Here is a 14540-nt window from a genome sequence, read left to right as displayed (position 1 = left end):
GGACCGAACTGTGTTAATATTGAGTCAGTCACAAATAAACTTGCCCATGGTCCGTAGAGATACTAAGAGGAAACTCATGAGAATCAGCCTGTTTTACGTTGTAGCCATCCTGCTTTCCCTGATCGCAAGTCCAAGGTCTTGGGCTGATGATCCCAACGACACGGACCCATTGCTTGCTGACACCAAAGTCGTGCCCTACGAATGGAGCCCGGGTCAGGGTGGCAATATCGAAATTAAAATGACGCTCCCCGAAGGATATCACGCCTATGAAGACAAATTCAGCGTGGTGATTCTTGAGCCGGATGGTTTCAAAGTGGCCCCGTTCAAGATTGAGCCGATCGTTCAGTGGCATGACAAGTTCTCAAAAAAGATGCGCAGCGGGATGGAAAAAGCCGCAACGCTTACCGCACATATTGAAGCGCCTCACCGTTTCTTAAAAAAGCACACCAAAATGAAAATGGAGCTCACCTATCAGGCGTGTTCGGATCAGTTCTGTCTGTTCCCAACAACAAAGCTGATTGAAGTTCCGATTGTCGTGACTATGGTGGAAGGCGAAGCCCAAATTCAAGAGGCCGACGTGCAACCAATGGTTGCGCCAACGGAGTTCTTCGATACTGCCAATTTCCAGAAGTATCTGGGAAGCAGCATGATCGCGGGTTTGATCTTTGTGTTCTTCGCCGGGATCTTCACCAGCTTCACTCCGTGCATCTTCCCGATGATCCCGATCACACTGGCCGTTCTGGGCAATCATTCCAATGAAAGAACCCGTCTGCAGAACTTTTTCACCAGCTGCATTTACGTTCTGGGAATTGCCACAACATATTCGCTGCTGGGACTGGCCGCCGCTTCCAGCGGTGGCCTGTTTGGAGCAAGCCTCGGAAGTCCCTATGTCCTAACGGTTGTCTGCGCGATCTTCCTGGCAATGGCGCTGTCCATGTATGGCCTTTATGATCTGCAAGTACCGGCCTTCCTGCGCAACAAGCTGGGACGCGGAACCCAAAAACAAGGTGTCATCGGAGTTTACCTGACAGGACTGTTTGCCGGAATTGTGGCAAGCCCATGCGTCGGTCCGGTCCTGGTGGCAATTTTGACTTATGTGGCCTCTACGCAGAACAAGATGATGGGCTTCCTGTACCTGTTCGTTTACGCGCTGGGCTTGGGTTTGATTTTCATCGTGCTGGGTCTGTTCAATCAGCTGGCCAATTCCCTGCCTCGCTCCGGCCCGTGGATGAATGCGTTTAAGTTCATCCTGGGAACCCTGATGCTTTCGGCGTTCTATTACTATCTGGAACTGCTGCTGCCTGCGCGCTGGTTCGACGGCGCCCTTGCGATAGGTCTGATTGTCCTGGCCAGCATCTATGGAGCCTTCCTGCCGGTAAAAGGCCAAAGCGCCCTTCGCCACATTCAAAAAGGTCTGATGCAGGCTTTGCTGGTGGTGGGCATTGGTTACGCCGTGATAGCGGTGCTGGATCTGCGCCCTTACATCCGCGGGCAAATGATTGGCGGCGCAAGCATCAATCAGATTCAAAAACTGAACTGGCAGCCTTATTCTGACGCCGCCCTGGCCCAGGCCACCAAAGATCAGAAGCCGGTGATCATCGATTTCTGGGCGGACTGGTGTGCTGCCTGCCACGAACTGGAAGAACACACGTTCACCGATCCTCGCGTGCGTGCTATGTCTGAAAATTATGTGCTTTTGAAGTTTGATGCGACCAAGGATTCACCGGAACTGCGTGCACTGAAAAAGAAATACAGCATCCAGGGCTTGCCAACGGTGGTGTTCATCAACCCACACGGTGTGTGGATTGATGCTTTGACTTTGACTCAGTTTGAAAAAGCGCCGGAATTCCTAAGAAGAATGGAAAAAAGCCGCCAGTAATCAGCTGGCCCCCAGAACTTCGGAACTCAATATCTGAACCTGCTGCTGCAACTCGTGGGCGCGACGCTCGATTTCGCCGGCTGTTGCAGCAATTTCCTCGGAAGACGCCGCATTGCTTTGGGACGCCTGATCCAGCTGGTTCATGGCCTTGCTGATCTGGGAAATGCCTTGTGACTGTTCGCTGCTGGCCTGGGCGATCTCGCGATTTAACACCACAACCTGCTCAACCGAAGAAACGATTCGGGTCAGCACCTGGCCGGAATTATCCGCCACGACACTTCCTTTTTCAGTTCGCTCGACACTTTCCTTGATCAGGCCGTTGATTTCTTTGGCAGCGGTGGCTGAACGCTGAGCCAGGGCCCGAACGGCTTCGGCCACGACCGCAAAGCCCTTCCCCTGCTCTCCGGCGCGGGCCGCTTCGACTGCGGCATTCAATGCCAGCAGATTCGTCTGGAAGGCGATATCATCAATAACGTGGATGATCTCTTCAATTTTTTTGGAGTCACGGGAAATCTGAGACATGGAATCAATCAGTCCGTTGATTTCACGCTCCCCTTCTTTGGCGACAGAGGAAGAACCATCCGCCAATGAAGAAGCTTGTTTGGCGCTGTCAGAGTTGCGCGAAACCATGGAGGTCATTTCCTCCAACGAGGCCACGGTTTCTTCCAGCGAAGCAGCAGCTTCCGTGGAAGATGTCGACAAAGCCTGACCTGCCACGGACAACTGGGAAATGGCTCCTGAAACATTCTGACTGATTTCAGTCAGCGCCCCGACAACGCGGCCCACAGATCCCGAAACACGGTTTGCAATCCACAACATGATCAGGAACAGCACAAGTGAAGAGCCCAATGCCACACCCACGATCAAAGAGGCTTTTTGGGAACGCTCTTTCTTTTGCAGTTCATTGTTGGATTTACTGATAGCCGTGTACATTTCATATATCTTAGTGATGGTGTGATCGATCTGGATCTGCAGCACCTGCCAAGGTCCGCCCTTGTCCACAAGGCTTACCACAAATTCAAAATCCGCCGGCGTTCCGCGCAGCAGGGCCTCGCGCACCTGTTTGGTGTATTCAAGATACTTTGGATAGTTGTCCCTCATCGCCCGGAAAGCCTCGGCCTCCCCTTGGATGAAATTCTGCTTTTCATATTCTTCCATCGCGGCCTTATAAGACTCGACAGAACGATCCAAAAGTCCCACAAAGTTTTCGCGGCCCTTCATGTCGTCTTTGTTCGCCAAAGCCGCAAAAGTAAAATAGCCGATGTTGGCGCGATTCAGATTCAACTGACCCAACAGACGGATATTCGGCACATACACTTCGTAAGATTCATTCAGCATGGTCCCGATCTGACTGAAACCCTGAAAGCTGATCCACGCCGTCACCGACAGCGCAATCAGCGGCAACACCGCCACACCCAGAAGTTTTCCACGAAGACCTTTAAACTGTGCTTTTAAATTCATAGACGTTCCTTATCAAAAGATCCAAAGAAGCTTGGCCTGTGGCACATTTTCAACCACACCATTGATGCCGTATTTATTGTTCCAGTATTTGTATTCAACACCGACTTTCAATGGCACTTTGTTCTGCGTGCGGCGATTGAAGTCGTAAAGAAAATTAGCCTGGGTATGGATATTGTCCTTCAGCGGACCTTCCTGGCCAGCCCAGTCCACGAAACCGGAAAAATCCAGCGGGAAAACCTCGCCACCAAAACGCTTCGACCACACCACAGTCAGCTGACCGGTGTGTCCTTCAACGCCCAGGGCATCGCGATACAGGAACTGCGTGCCCAGGTAATCAAACCACAGATCTTTCCATTCGAAGGTCACCCCGCCCAGATTCACCCGGCGCGCCGGCCCCTGCGGAATCTCGAAATTCAATTGCAATAGTACGTCCTTCAACACCCCTTCAGGCGGCGTAAAGACACCGGTCTTACCCAGACTTAGGGCTGGCGAAAACTCTCCATAATAAGCGGTGCTGTTTTCTGTATCGGGGCTGGTGATATCGAAGAAAAAGAAATTAGATCCATAGGCCCAGGAACTTAAATGCTCAAAGGTCACGACGGTGGCTGAATAGCTGTCGTCGTTGCCTTTTTTGTATTCGTTCCCATGCAGGAATTGAATGTTGGTTTGTGACCAGTCTGCAGCAGAAGAGACCGCAGAAACAGATGTCGTTAATACGAATGCGAGCGCATGAAATAGGATTTTGTTTTTTGTCATTCCACCTAGGTTAGACAACCTAAGTATCTATAAACAACTCGCATTCATATATCCCTACGAAGTGCTGGCTATTCTGTATAGGTGACGTCGATGATATAATTCCCCAGCGACTTTACCAACGTCGGGCTCAGAGAAATCTTGCCGTCGACAACCGTGTAGTCAGTGCCAGGAATCAGAATCTGTCCATTCAGCGTAACGGACAGAACCTTTTTGACCTTCTCACTTTGCAGCGAATATTCCGTGCTTGCGTAGTCGACCACTTTTTCGGAAAGCTGGCTGAAATTTTTGCTCCAGTCTTTATCACACACGTTAAAAGCAACACCACCACTGGAAGATATCAAAGAACTATACACTGTACTTTCACGCGCACGGCATTTGCTGTCAGCTGCGGCAATAAATCCAAAAACCTTATAAGAACCATTTTTACCGAAGGCGCGAACCATGCGGTCCTTGAAGGTCGCCGCTGTGATGTAGTCTTCGTCAATTGTCAGACTCTTGATCGTAGCCACGTAACCGTTTGAATTTGCAGCGTCGTATTGAACAGTCGTATTGTTGTTTGCCGCAGAGTCATCGTCAGTCACAAAGACAAAAACCTTCTGGGCCTGAGGACGGAAGAAGTCATTCAGGGACGAATAGACTTTGCCGTAGCGGACGTTAGACAGAATTTTTTTACAGAAGGCATCCGTCGCCGTCTCCGGGCATGTGGCAGCAGCGGCCACCAGCAAAGGATTATAGCTGTGCACCATAAAGTCCACCTGCTGCCCGTTTTTCATCGACTCCGGCAAAGACACATGTGTTTTCAAAGAAAAGGCGTCTTGTTTGGAAATCAACGCCACACGCAGATCCACTTGGTTTTCCACCAAGTGCGCGAACTTTTCAAAGTTCTTGCGAATAATATCCGCCCCTGCGGTCATGGAAGCGGAATTGTCGATAACCCACACCATATCCACCGCTTTTTCCTTGGAGGCCGCCGTGAAGGTTTTGGTTTTGATTTCCGGAGCCGCTTCTTCCGCTTCGGCTTCAGTGTCCACCTCTGAAGAGATGACTACCGGTTCAGTCACAGAGGCCAGCTCACGAGTCTGTTCAAACTGAACTCCGGACGGAGAACAATTTTGGAAAAGAAATGTAGATGCTAAAAAGATCATGGTCAGAACAACGTATTGCTTTTTCATAATCCCCACCCCGTTACAACAACTGCGTGAAGACTTCTAAGGCAAGGGTCGTTCCAACCGCCAGATCGAACTCAATAAAAGAGAAACCCAGTGACCTGTCTAAAGTTCACCGGGTTTTGCGCTGTCTCATTCTGAATTTCAGCGGTGGTATTAACGACTTCCACAGCCGCAGGACGCAAAAACGGTAAAACCTGACACTGACTAAACTTCCGTCAGCCCCTTTTGGGTTAGGGCCCGACAGAGGTCCACGGACATAAAGCTGCTTTTGGCACGGGCAGTATGTCCGTGATCATGTTCTGGGGAACTGGTCGGCGTTATAATGGTTATGCAAGGAGGTTTTTATGTCTGTCTTTCCAAAAAATGAAGGTTCTCTGGATCGAACTCTGCGAGTGGTGGCGGGATTAGTGCTGATCAGCCTGGCTTTTGTGGGCCCCGCCAATCCATGGTTCCTGCTGGGAGCAATCCCCCTGCTGACAGGACTGATCGGCTGGTGTCCGGCATATCAAATTTTCGGTCTTAATACTTGTCGCTATAAAAAGATAATGAATATGTAGGATGCTACAGCAGAGGGGGCCCGAAGCCCCCCTTGCCGATTTCCAATTCTAAAGACGCTTCAGTCGCGCGATCTCCATTTTGGCTTCATTCAATGCCGCCTGGCTGGAAATCATCTGCGCTTCTTTTTCAGCCAGAAGCTTTTGCAGGTGGTTCATGCGCACTTCAAAGCTTTTAATCACGTTGTTGTGGCGATCGACCATCTCCTGAACTTTCAGGTCAAAACTTTTGCGTTCGTTCACACGCTGGGAAAGCTGGGTGATCTTCTGACCGGCCTCAGTGGCAAGGCCATTGTGGCTTTGCTCCAGGCGGTTCAAAAGGTGGTGTTGCTTTTCGAACTTGATGTTGGAGGTCTTTATCAGTTCGTTGACAGTGGCGACGACCTTGTTTAACTGGTCCGCCAGGGCCTGATTCTGGGCTTTGACTTCGAAAATCTGGCGGTCTGTATTCAGGTAGCTGTTCGGGGATGTCCCCACGGCAGAAACGCTGTCCATAGCGGTGTTCTTGGCCACTTTCTTTTCCCCAAACAATTCCGGATTCAATTCTTTATGCATATCGGGCCCCTCCATAGGACTTAAAAAATTCTTCTTTTCCATTATATTTTCTCTGGACTAAAAATTCAAATGTTCATACTTTAGGGCCCGAGGGAAGGAGACAGAAAAAAATGCTTAAAGTCGGACAACTTTTGAAGTTTGTTTCTGATCTGAATCCTCAGAATACACCGACGCGTTTGTCTTTCTTCAATTTCCTGCGCGGTTTCCCTCATCCCGACGACGTTCTGACCCCTGAATTGATCGAAATGTTCTTCAATTACTGCATGGATTACCCGCACTGGGCGTCCAATAAGCAGCAATTGGGTCATGAAGTTCAGTTTTTGCTGGAGAATTTCAACGGGTTCTACCAGCAGAAGTTTGACCTGAATCCGATTCGCTTCCCACAATCAGTTCAGCTGATTGAGATTGAGCACTTCTCCGACCTTGTTGACGCGGTGAGTTCTTATCTTAAGACTCAGTGCGCCGAGGGCGAGAAATTCCGCATCCTGCCGGATCAGAACAAAAGAGCCATCGCCATCATCCTGCGTGAAGACAAATCCCTGGAAGTTCGCACGTTCGACCGCAAGTTCACAATCCGTAACGGTCTTTTGGAGCCTCTTCGCAAAGATCTGGTTCTTTATTACAACTCCGACCTGGAACTGAGTTCGCAGCACACCCACAAAATCGAGGTGGCTCCGTATATTACTGCCCAGTTCCGCGTAGTGGGCGACAAGGTCACCGGTTCCCTGTTGAGAGGTTATGTTTTCCAAAAGCTGCTTGAAATGAAAAACGAGCCGCTGCAGGAACAGACCCGCTTGCTTTTCCCGATCAAGCGTCTGGAACAGTTCTTTGTCGACCGTCGTACCGATCCTTACTATCAAGACCTGGTCAGCCAGCTTGAAAGAACCTGCGCCCTGATCCAACAAGGCGATTCTGAGGCCCTGAAATGGTCCTCCATCGTTCTGAGCAAGGCGGAAACCGCGGTGGATAACGTCTTTTTGGGAGACAAACTCATGACTCTGCTGGCTCGCGACCTCCGCCATGCCATCGCCGAGTACAATCGTAAGAATATCTCCTCTTCCGGCCTGAGTGGTGATATATTGATCACTCAACAATTACCCGAGGCCGATGAAGAATGTCTGAAAATAACTCCTCTGAAAGAGTTCGACTTAATAAACTAATTGCTGACAGTGGACTGGCATCCCGTCGTCATGCGGACCGCATGATCGAAGAGGGCCTTGTGACCGTAAACGGTAAGCGCGTTTACGAGCTGGGTATCAAAGTTGATCCTCAAAGCGACCGTATTCTTGTTGATGGCAAGCCTCTGCGCAAGCCACTGTCTCAGAAGATCTATGCTATCCTGAACAAACCAACCGGCGTTCTGACCACCATGGATGATCCACACGACCGTCCAACGGTTGCAGAATATCTGACCGAGCTTCCGGTGCGCGTGTTCCCGGTAGGTCGTCTGGACTGGGATTCAGAAGGCATGCTGCTTTTGACGAATGATGGTGATTTCGCCAACAAGGTCATGCACCCAAAAGCTGAAGTAACCAAAACTTACCTTGTGAAATTGAACGGCAAACCAGAACCATTCCAGCTGGAAAAGCTTAAAAAAGGCGTTTCCATCGTGGGCGGTAAAGTGTCTGCCCGTCACATTGAAAAGATCAAAAAAACCGGCGAGAACAAATCTGAAAAGTACGAATGGTACAAAATCGTGATCACTGAGGGTAAAAACCGTCAGATCCGTCAGATGTTCGCAAAAATCGGTTTTGATGTGATGAGACTTCAGCGCGTGGCGATCGGTCGTCTGCGCATGGGTGCGGTAAAAACCGGACAGCTGGTTTACCTGAACGAAGCTGCGGTTCAACGCATCTTCCTTGCGGATGATCCGGAAGAGGTAAAAACAAAACGCACTTATAAAGGCCGCGCGACTTCTGAAAAGAAAACCGCAAAACCGGCTTCCAAAGTGAAAGCCACCAAGAAACCAAGCAAGTACAAAAACGGTAAAAAAGTTTAAAGCCATTTCATTATGAAAAACATGAACCCACGTCTTCGCGGATCTATTGAAATTTCCATTGCGAGCGTGGGTTTTGGTTTTTTGGGGATCTTCGGTAAATGGGCCTTTGAATCCGGAATGTCCGTCGGCGAGGTTCTTTCCTATCGTTTTACCCTGGCTGCAGTTTTGTTATGGATCTTCCTGCTGCTGTTCCGTCCGACTTGGGTGCGACTGAATCTGCGACAGACCATCATTGCCGCTTTACTGGGAATCTTTGGATACGCCTTCTTTTCTACCCTGTATTTTACCGCGGTGGATGGACTCAGCATCACACTGGCCGCCCTGCTGCTTTATACTTATCCGTTCTGGGTAAATGTGTTTTCCCACTTTTTCACTCAAGACAAAATTTCGCGTAAAGAAGCTTTGTGTCTGGTGGCCGCCTCATCGGGCCTGGTGCTTCTGCTGTGGGGACACATCGAGGTTAAAAACATCTGGGCGATTGCTGCGGGCCTTGGGGCCGCCATCAGCTACGCAATTTATGTCCTGCTGTCAGCTCGTCTGCAAAAAAATGTGCGTCCCATCACTTCCGCACTTTATGTAATCACCTTCGGGGCCCTGGCCCTTTCGCTGTTCCATCATCCTCATTTTGACCAGATCAAAAACCTTTCCACCATTCAGGCCTCCAGCATTCTTGGCCTGGCCCTGGTCTGCACGATCATCCCACTGACGATGGAGCTGGCAGCTTTGCAAAAACTGAAAAGCACTGAAGTGGCCCTGCTGATGATGATTGAGCCGATAACTGCCGCGTTGATGGGAGCTCTGATCTTTGGCGAACGACTGACTGGCGTGCAGCTGATCGGTGCTCTGATTATTGGTGTAGCACTTGTGATCAACACTCTGGCCACCCGCCCTGAGAAATCAAACAATCAGCCCTTAAACCCTTAAAGACACTTGGGGTTTTCAATAAATATCCAAGATATTCTGTTTCTCTGTTTCATCCTGAGACACTTATCCGCGCCTAAATCACAATTATATTAGTTCGCCGCAACAAACCGGACTTGGACTCTCGCAAACTGTTAAGAAGCCGATAAGAAATACATGAGAAACGGAACGTCTATTGTCTTAATTCTCGTGTTTCTTTGGACTGGGGTGGCCTTGGCCGCTCCAAATTCTCTGACATATCAAGGACGGATCGTAAACTCAGACGGCAAAGGGCTTGAGTACAACAACGTCAGCTTCCTTTTTGAAATCACAAATCCTTCAGGCACTTGCGTGCTTTATCGCGAACAGAAAAACGGTGTGAATCTTCAGAACTCGGGCGGCGTATTTGATGTGCCGATCGGCTCTGGCACGAAGATGTTCCCGACCGATCCGCTTTATACTCTGATTGATTCCTTCAACAATGCGCGCTCTCACGACTGCTCTGGCGGTGCCACTTACAATGCGGTTGCCGGTGATGCTCGTTTGCTGAAAGTGCAATTTCATGATGGCTCTGGCTGGAAAGTGATTTCTCCGGCGAATGAAATTCGTTCGGTTCCTTATTCTGCTTATTCCTATTCTGCTGAACGCCTGGGTACTAAAACTGAAACCGACTTCCTGGCTAAAGCCGGTCTGCCGACATGCGGAGCTGGTACTTATCTAACCTGGAATGGCACGACGATGACGTGCGCCGGGATCAGTGGCGCTAACGGCGGCACCGTTACCGATGTTACTTCTTCCAATTCATATATTACGATTGCCAACGGCACTTCCACCCCGGCACTGACCCTGAATGTGGGCACAACGGCGGGTACGGTGGCGGCGGGTAATGATTCCCGTTTCTCTGATGCCCGCACACCAACAGGTGCTGCAGCTGGAGACCTGGACGGCACTTATCCAAATCCGGCTGTGGTAAAACTTCAGGGCACGGCGGTTTCCAATGCCGCTCCGGCCAATGGTAATTTCCTGAAATACAATGGCACCGCGTGGACGCCTTCGGCGATCGCACAAAGTGATGTCACCGGTCTTTCTGCAACGTTGAATACTTATATGACTGATGCAGAGTTCAGCGCGGCTGTTGCCAATGCGGGTTGTGCGGCTCATGAAACCATGTACTGGAATGCAGTGGGTGGCTTTAACTGTCAGCCGATCAATCTGTCCTTGGCGGGTGATGTCGGTGGGACCATCGGTGCTTCTTCTGTTAATAAAATCAAAGGTGTAACTGTTGATACAACGGGCCTGACAACAGGTCAGGTTTTGAAATACGACGGCACCAAGTGGGCTCCAGCCGCCGACAATGATTCCAACTCTGGCGGTACGGTTACGAATATCGCGACGGGCACGGGCCTTTCCGGTGGTCCGATCACGTCCACCGGCACTATCTCTTTGGCTAACACGGCGGTCACGGCCGCATCTTATGGTTCCACAACACAAGTCGGTACTTTCACCGTCGATGCTCAAGGGCGTCTGACCGCAGCAGCCAATGCCAATATCGCCTTCCCAGTGACGACTGTTGCTGGTCGCACGGGTGCGGTTGTGATTGATGCTGGTGATATCGCTAGCGGTGCCGGCAAGTATCTGACTTATCGTCCGAACAACGCCGCATGTACTGATGGTCAGGTGTTGAAGTGGATTGATGTCAATTCCCGTTGGGAATGTGCGAACGACACTTCTTCCGGTGGTACTGTCACGAACATCGCGACAGGCACGGGCCTTTCCGGTGGTCCGATCACGTCCACAGGCACTATTTCTTTGGCTAACACGGCGGTAACACCGGGTGGATATGGTTCCACTACTTCAGTTGGCACCTTCACCGTCGATGCTCAAGGGCGTCTGACGGCGGCGTCGAATGCAGCTATCGCCTTCCCGGTAACAACAGTCGCTGGCAGAACCGGCGCTGTGACTTTGGATGTGGGTGATGTTGGCAACGGCGCAGGTAAATACTTTATCTATCGCCCGAACAACACGGCTTGTACTGACGGCCAGGTTCTGAAATGGGTTTCTGCGAACAATCGTTGGGAGTGTGGCACTGATACTGACACTTCTTCCGGTGGTACTGTCACGAACATCGCGACAGGCACGGGACTTTCCGGTGGTCCGATCACGGCGACAGGTACGATCTCTTTGGCTAATACGGCGGTGACGCCAGGTGGGTATGGCTCTACTACTTCAGTGGGCACATTCACCGTCGATGCTCAGGGGCGCCTGACCGCAGCTTCGAATGCGGCTATCGCTTTCCCAGTTACAACTGTGGCTGGCAGAACTGGTTCTGTGGTATTGGACGCTGCCGATATTACAAGTGGCGCTGGCAAATATCTGACTTATCGTCCAAACAACACGGCTTGTACTGACGGCCAGGTGTTGAAATGGGTCGCAGCCAACACACGTTGGGAGTGCGGAACTGATACTGACACTTCTTCTGGTGGTACCGTCACTAATATCGCAACCGGCACTGGTTTGACTGGTGGTCCGATCACTTTCACAGGCACAATTGCTTTGGCTAATACGGCTGTGACAGCGGGTTCTTATACTCGCGCTTCCATCACGGTGGATGCTCAAGGTCGTTTAACCGCAGCCTCCAGTGGTGCGGCGATCAATCTGGCTTCTGATGTGACCGGCACTTTGCCGATTGCAAATGGTGGTACCGGCGCTACGACAGCGATTGCCGCCTTCAACGGTCTTTCCCCGTTAACGACTAAAGGGGATGTTCTTGGCAACGATGGCACGAACGACGTTCGCCTGCCTGCGGGAACGAACGGTCAGGTTCTGACTGCGGATTCTGCTCAAGCTTCTGGACTGAAATGGGCGACTCCAACTGTGGGTACAGTGACTAGTGTCACGGGCACAGCTCCGGTTCAAGTTGCTACGGGTACTACGACTCCCGTTATCTCTGTGGACCCGGCAACAACGGGTGCGCGCGGGGTTGTTCAAGTCGGTTCTGGTATCGCGGTTTCTTCAGGCACAATCAGTGCGGATCCGGCGAACTTCCCTTCTGCTGTTCCTGTTTCCAAAGGTGGTACTGGTGCGACTTCACTGACTGCCGACCGTCTGTTGGTTTCTAACGGCACGGGTTCTGCTGTGATTCCATTTACTTGCGGTACCGCTCAGATGCTGACCTTCAATGCGTCGGGTGTGATGGGTTGTACCAACTTTGCTTCGACATCCTTCTTTGCCAACGGTGGTAACACTCTGGCATCGAATGCGACCCTGGGCACGAACGACGCTTATTCTTTGGCTCTTGAAACCAACAACGTCACTCGTATGACAATTTCCAATGCGGGTTACGTGGGCATCGGCCAGTCTCCTGACACGAATGCGGGTCTGGCAGTGATGGCACCGGCAACAACCAAGTCTGCGATCATTCTGAATTCTCCAGCGGCAGGTAAAGTTGAAATGGATTTCCTGCGCAACGGAACCTGGTTGGGTACGTTTGGTTACGCCAACACCGCAACGTCCGATCTTTATGTCACCAACGGCGCTAACGCGCACATTATCTTTGATACAAACAATACCGAAGTCATGCGCATCACCAATGATGGCAAAGTCGGTATCGACGCTGAAAGTCCGGGCGCCCGATTCCAGGTGGGCGAATGGAATGGTACTAATAACTATAATGCTGTGTTTGTGGGTTCTTACCACAATACAACTGGTCAGGCACAATTCGTTGGGAACTGGAACAGCGCTGGATACTGGGGTATCGGTCCGGTGGCCAATCCTGCGAACAGCACAGTGGGTATCGGAAATGCCAATGCTCAAGGTGACTGGCGTACGACTCAGGATTTGAAGCTCTATGTTCCGGGCGGTCTGGGGTTGGGTGATGCTCTTGCTCCGGAAAGAATCATTCACGTCAAAGGCACTGGCGGTGGAAATGATGACGTTTATATTCAAAGTATCGGTAACACCGGCGAGCCCGCTTACATCCTGACGAAAGCCCGCTCCAACTCTGGTGCGGAAGCAGCTGTTCTGGCGGGCGATTCTCTGGGCTTCCTGTCCATGCGTGGTTATGACGGCACGGCTTATCAGAGTGGCGCCTCGATCGCTGGTGTCGCTGAAGCAGACTTTGCCACAGCCAAGTCTGCCTATATGTCCTTTGCGACTTTGAACAACGGATCATCCGGTGAAAGAATGCGTATCACCAGCGGTGGTTTTGTTGGTATCGGTGCGACGACCCCGGCGGTAAGACTTCATGTTCAGGGTAACAGCTACAGCAATTCCTCCGGAGCTTTCGAACGAAATGAAGATGCGCAAGCCGGTCCTGGAGTTCAATTGATGAAATCCCGCGGGACGGCTTCAGCCAAAACAGCTGTTCAATCCGGTGATGCTCTGGGGAACATTCTGTTCAACGGTTACGGTGATGCCACAACGACCGGCCTCGGCTCACAAATTCAAAGTATCGCTTCAGCGACCTGGACATCCACAGCAGTTCCAGCGGACTTGGCGTTCCTGACCCACACGGGCACAGGCAACATCAATACGCCGACTGAACGCATGCGTATTTACAGCAATGGCTGGATTACGATGGGCGTAAGCTCCGGCTCGACCGGTGGGGCTCCTCTCCTTCTGAAAAATGCCACCGCTCCTTACATTGGCTTTGATGAAGTCGATACCTCTTCGAAATTCTTCATGGGGCTTGATGGCGGTAACTTCTGGATTCGTCCAGGTCCAACAACTTCCTCCAGTGACGCGATCACGGTCACCGCGGCCGGCAACGTCTATATTGGCGGCAACTCAGGTTCACGCAAATTCTTTGTTAACGGAACTTCCGGTGGTACAGCCGCTTGGGAAAACTTGTCCGATGCCCGCTTGAAAACCGACATTCAGGTTGTTCCGGATTCGTTGCAGAAAATTCTTTCCCTTCGTGGTGTCACTTTCAACTGGCGTCATGATGTCAGACCGGATCTCGATCTTATTGAGAAAAAAGACATGGGCGTGATCGCTCAGGACGTCGAACGTGTGTTCCCTGAAGCCGTCGACAAAGATGAGAAAGGCTTCCGTGCCGTGGCCTACACCAAATTGATCGGCCCGATGATTGAAGCCTTCAAAGAGCTTTATAAGTCTGTATCCGGCGTTAAGGCCGAAGTACTGGCCCAGAAGCGGGAAATCGCTTCATTAAAACAAGAGAACCAGGAGCTTCGTGAAGCGATTTGCGAGGTCAATCCTAAGGCCAAGGTCTGTATCAAAAAGAAATAAACTTCATTAAATCCCTGAAG

The 14540-nt window shown here is 50.9% G+C and carries 10 protein-coding genes; 6 read left to right on the top strand and 4 right to left on the bottom strand.

The window, feature by feature from the left end; translation table 11 throughout:
* The first annotated feature begins 76 nt into the window (after positions 1 to 76).
* Positions 77 to 1879 carry a protein-disulfide reductase DsbD family protein gene (locus ACNQKP_RS07095; RefSeq protein WP_417863765.1) on the top strand — a complete coding sequence of 601 codons (1803 nt, stop codon included), beginning with the start codon at positions 77 to 79 and terminating at the stop codon, positions 1877 to 1879.
* Here ACNQKP_RS07095 and ACNQKP_RS07090 read toward each other — a convergent pair whose 3' ends face one another.
* From ACNQKP_RS07090 to ACNQKP_RS07080, 3 genes are all read right to left on the bottom strand, one after another.
* Positions 1880 to 3340 (bottom strand): methyl-accepting chemotaxis protein, encoded by a 1461-nt coding sequence (locus ACNQKP_RS07090; RefSeq protein ID WP_417863763.1) that lies wholly within the window; start codon positions 3338 to 3340, stop codon positions 1880 to 1882.
* A 12-nt stretch (positions 3341 to 3352) separates the two neighbouring features.
* Entirely contained in the window at positions 3353 to 4096 is a 744-nt protein-coding gene (locus ACNQKP_RS07085) for a DUF5020 domain-containing protein (RefSeq protein ID WP_417863761.1), read from the bottom strand.
* Between the two features lie 68 nt (positions 4097 to 4164).
* Positions 4165 to 5268, bottom strand: a complete 1104-nt coding sequence (locus ACNQKP_RS07080) for a VWA domain-containing protein (RefSeq protein ID WP_417863759.1) — start codon at positions 5266 to 5268, stop codon at positions 4165 to 4167.
* Between the two features lie 341 nt (positions 5269 to 5609).
* On the opposite strand from ACNQKP_RS07080, the gene ACNQKP_RS07075 reads away from it, so the two are divergent.
* The gene (locus ACNQKP_RS07075; RefSeq protein WP_417863757.1) at positions 5610 to 5822 is read left to right on the top strand and encodes a DUF2892 domain-containing protein; all 213 of its coding nucleotides are present in this window, start codon (positions 5610 to 5612) and stop codon (positions 5820 to 5822) included.
* A 48-nt stretch (positions 5823 to 5870) separates the two neighbouring features.
* Here the strand turns inward: ACNQKP_RS07075 and ACNQKP_RS07070 are convergent, their stop codons facing one another.
* Positions 5871 to 6374 (bottom strand): hypothetical protein, encoded by a 504-nt coding sequence (locus ACNQKP_RS07070; protein WP_235046161.1) that lies wholly within the window; start codon positions 6372 to 6374, stop codon positions 5871 to 5873.
* 110 nt (positions 6375 to 6484) lie between these two features.
* Here ACNQKP_RS07070 and ACNQKP_RS07065 point away from each other — a divergent pair, with 110 nt between their 5' ends.
* The 4 genes from ACNQKP_RS07065 (at position 6485) to ACNQKP_RS07050 (ending at position 14520) form a co-directional block, all read left to right on the top strand.
* Positions 6485 to 7534: a hypothetical protein gene (locus ACNQKP_RS07065; RefSeq protein WP_417863755.1), complete on the top strand. Its 1050-nt coding sequence runs from the start codon at positions 6485 to 6487 to the stop codon at positions 7532 to 7534.
* Complete coding sequence (locus ACNQKP_RS07060; protein WP_374033995.1) at positions 7489 to 8373, top strand: pseudouridine synthase; 885 nt, start codon at positions 7489 to 7491, stop codon at positions 8371 to 8373. Before ACNQKP_RS07065 ends, ACNQKP_RS07060 begins: the two co-directional genes overlap by 46 nt.
* Before the next feature lie 21 nt (positions 8374 to 8394).
* Positions 8395 to 9297 (top strand): EamA family transporter, encoded by a 903-nt coding sequence (locus ACNQKP_RS07055; protein ID WP_417863754.1) that lies wholly within the window; start codon positions 8395 to 8397, stop codon positions 9295 to 9297.
* A gap of 153 nt (positions 9298 to 9450) precedes the next feature.
* Positions 9451 to 14520 carry a tail fiber domain-containing protein gene (locus ACNQKP_RS07050; protein WP_417863752.1) on the top strand — a complete coding sequence of 1690 codons (5070 nt, stop codon included), beginning with the start codon at positions 9451 to 9453 and terminating at the stop codon, positions 14518 to 14520.
* Positions 14521 to 14540 lie beyond the last annotated feature (20 nt).

Origin of the sequence: Bdellovibrio bacteriovorus (assembly GCF_048286975.1) — a bacterium.
GTDB lineage: Bacteria > Bdellovibrionota > Bdellovibrionia > Bdellovibrionales > Bdellovibrionaceae > Bdellovibrio > Bdellovibrio bacteriovorus_H.
Note: the sequence above shows the minus strand (reverse complement) of the source record. Positions and strands in the feature narration are given on the sequence as shown.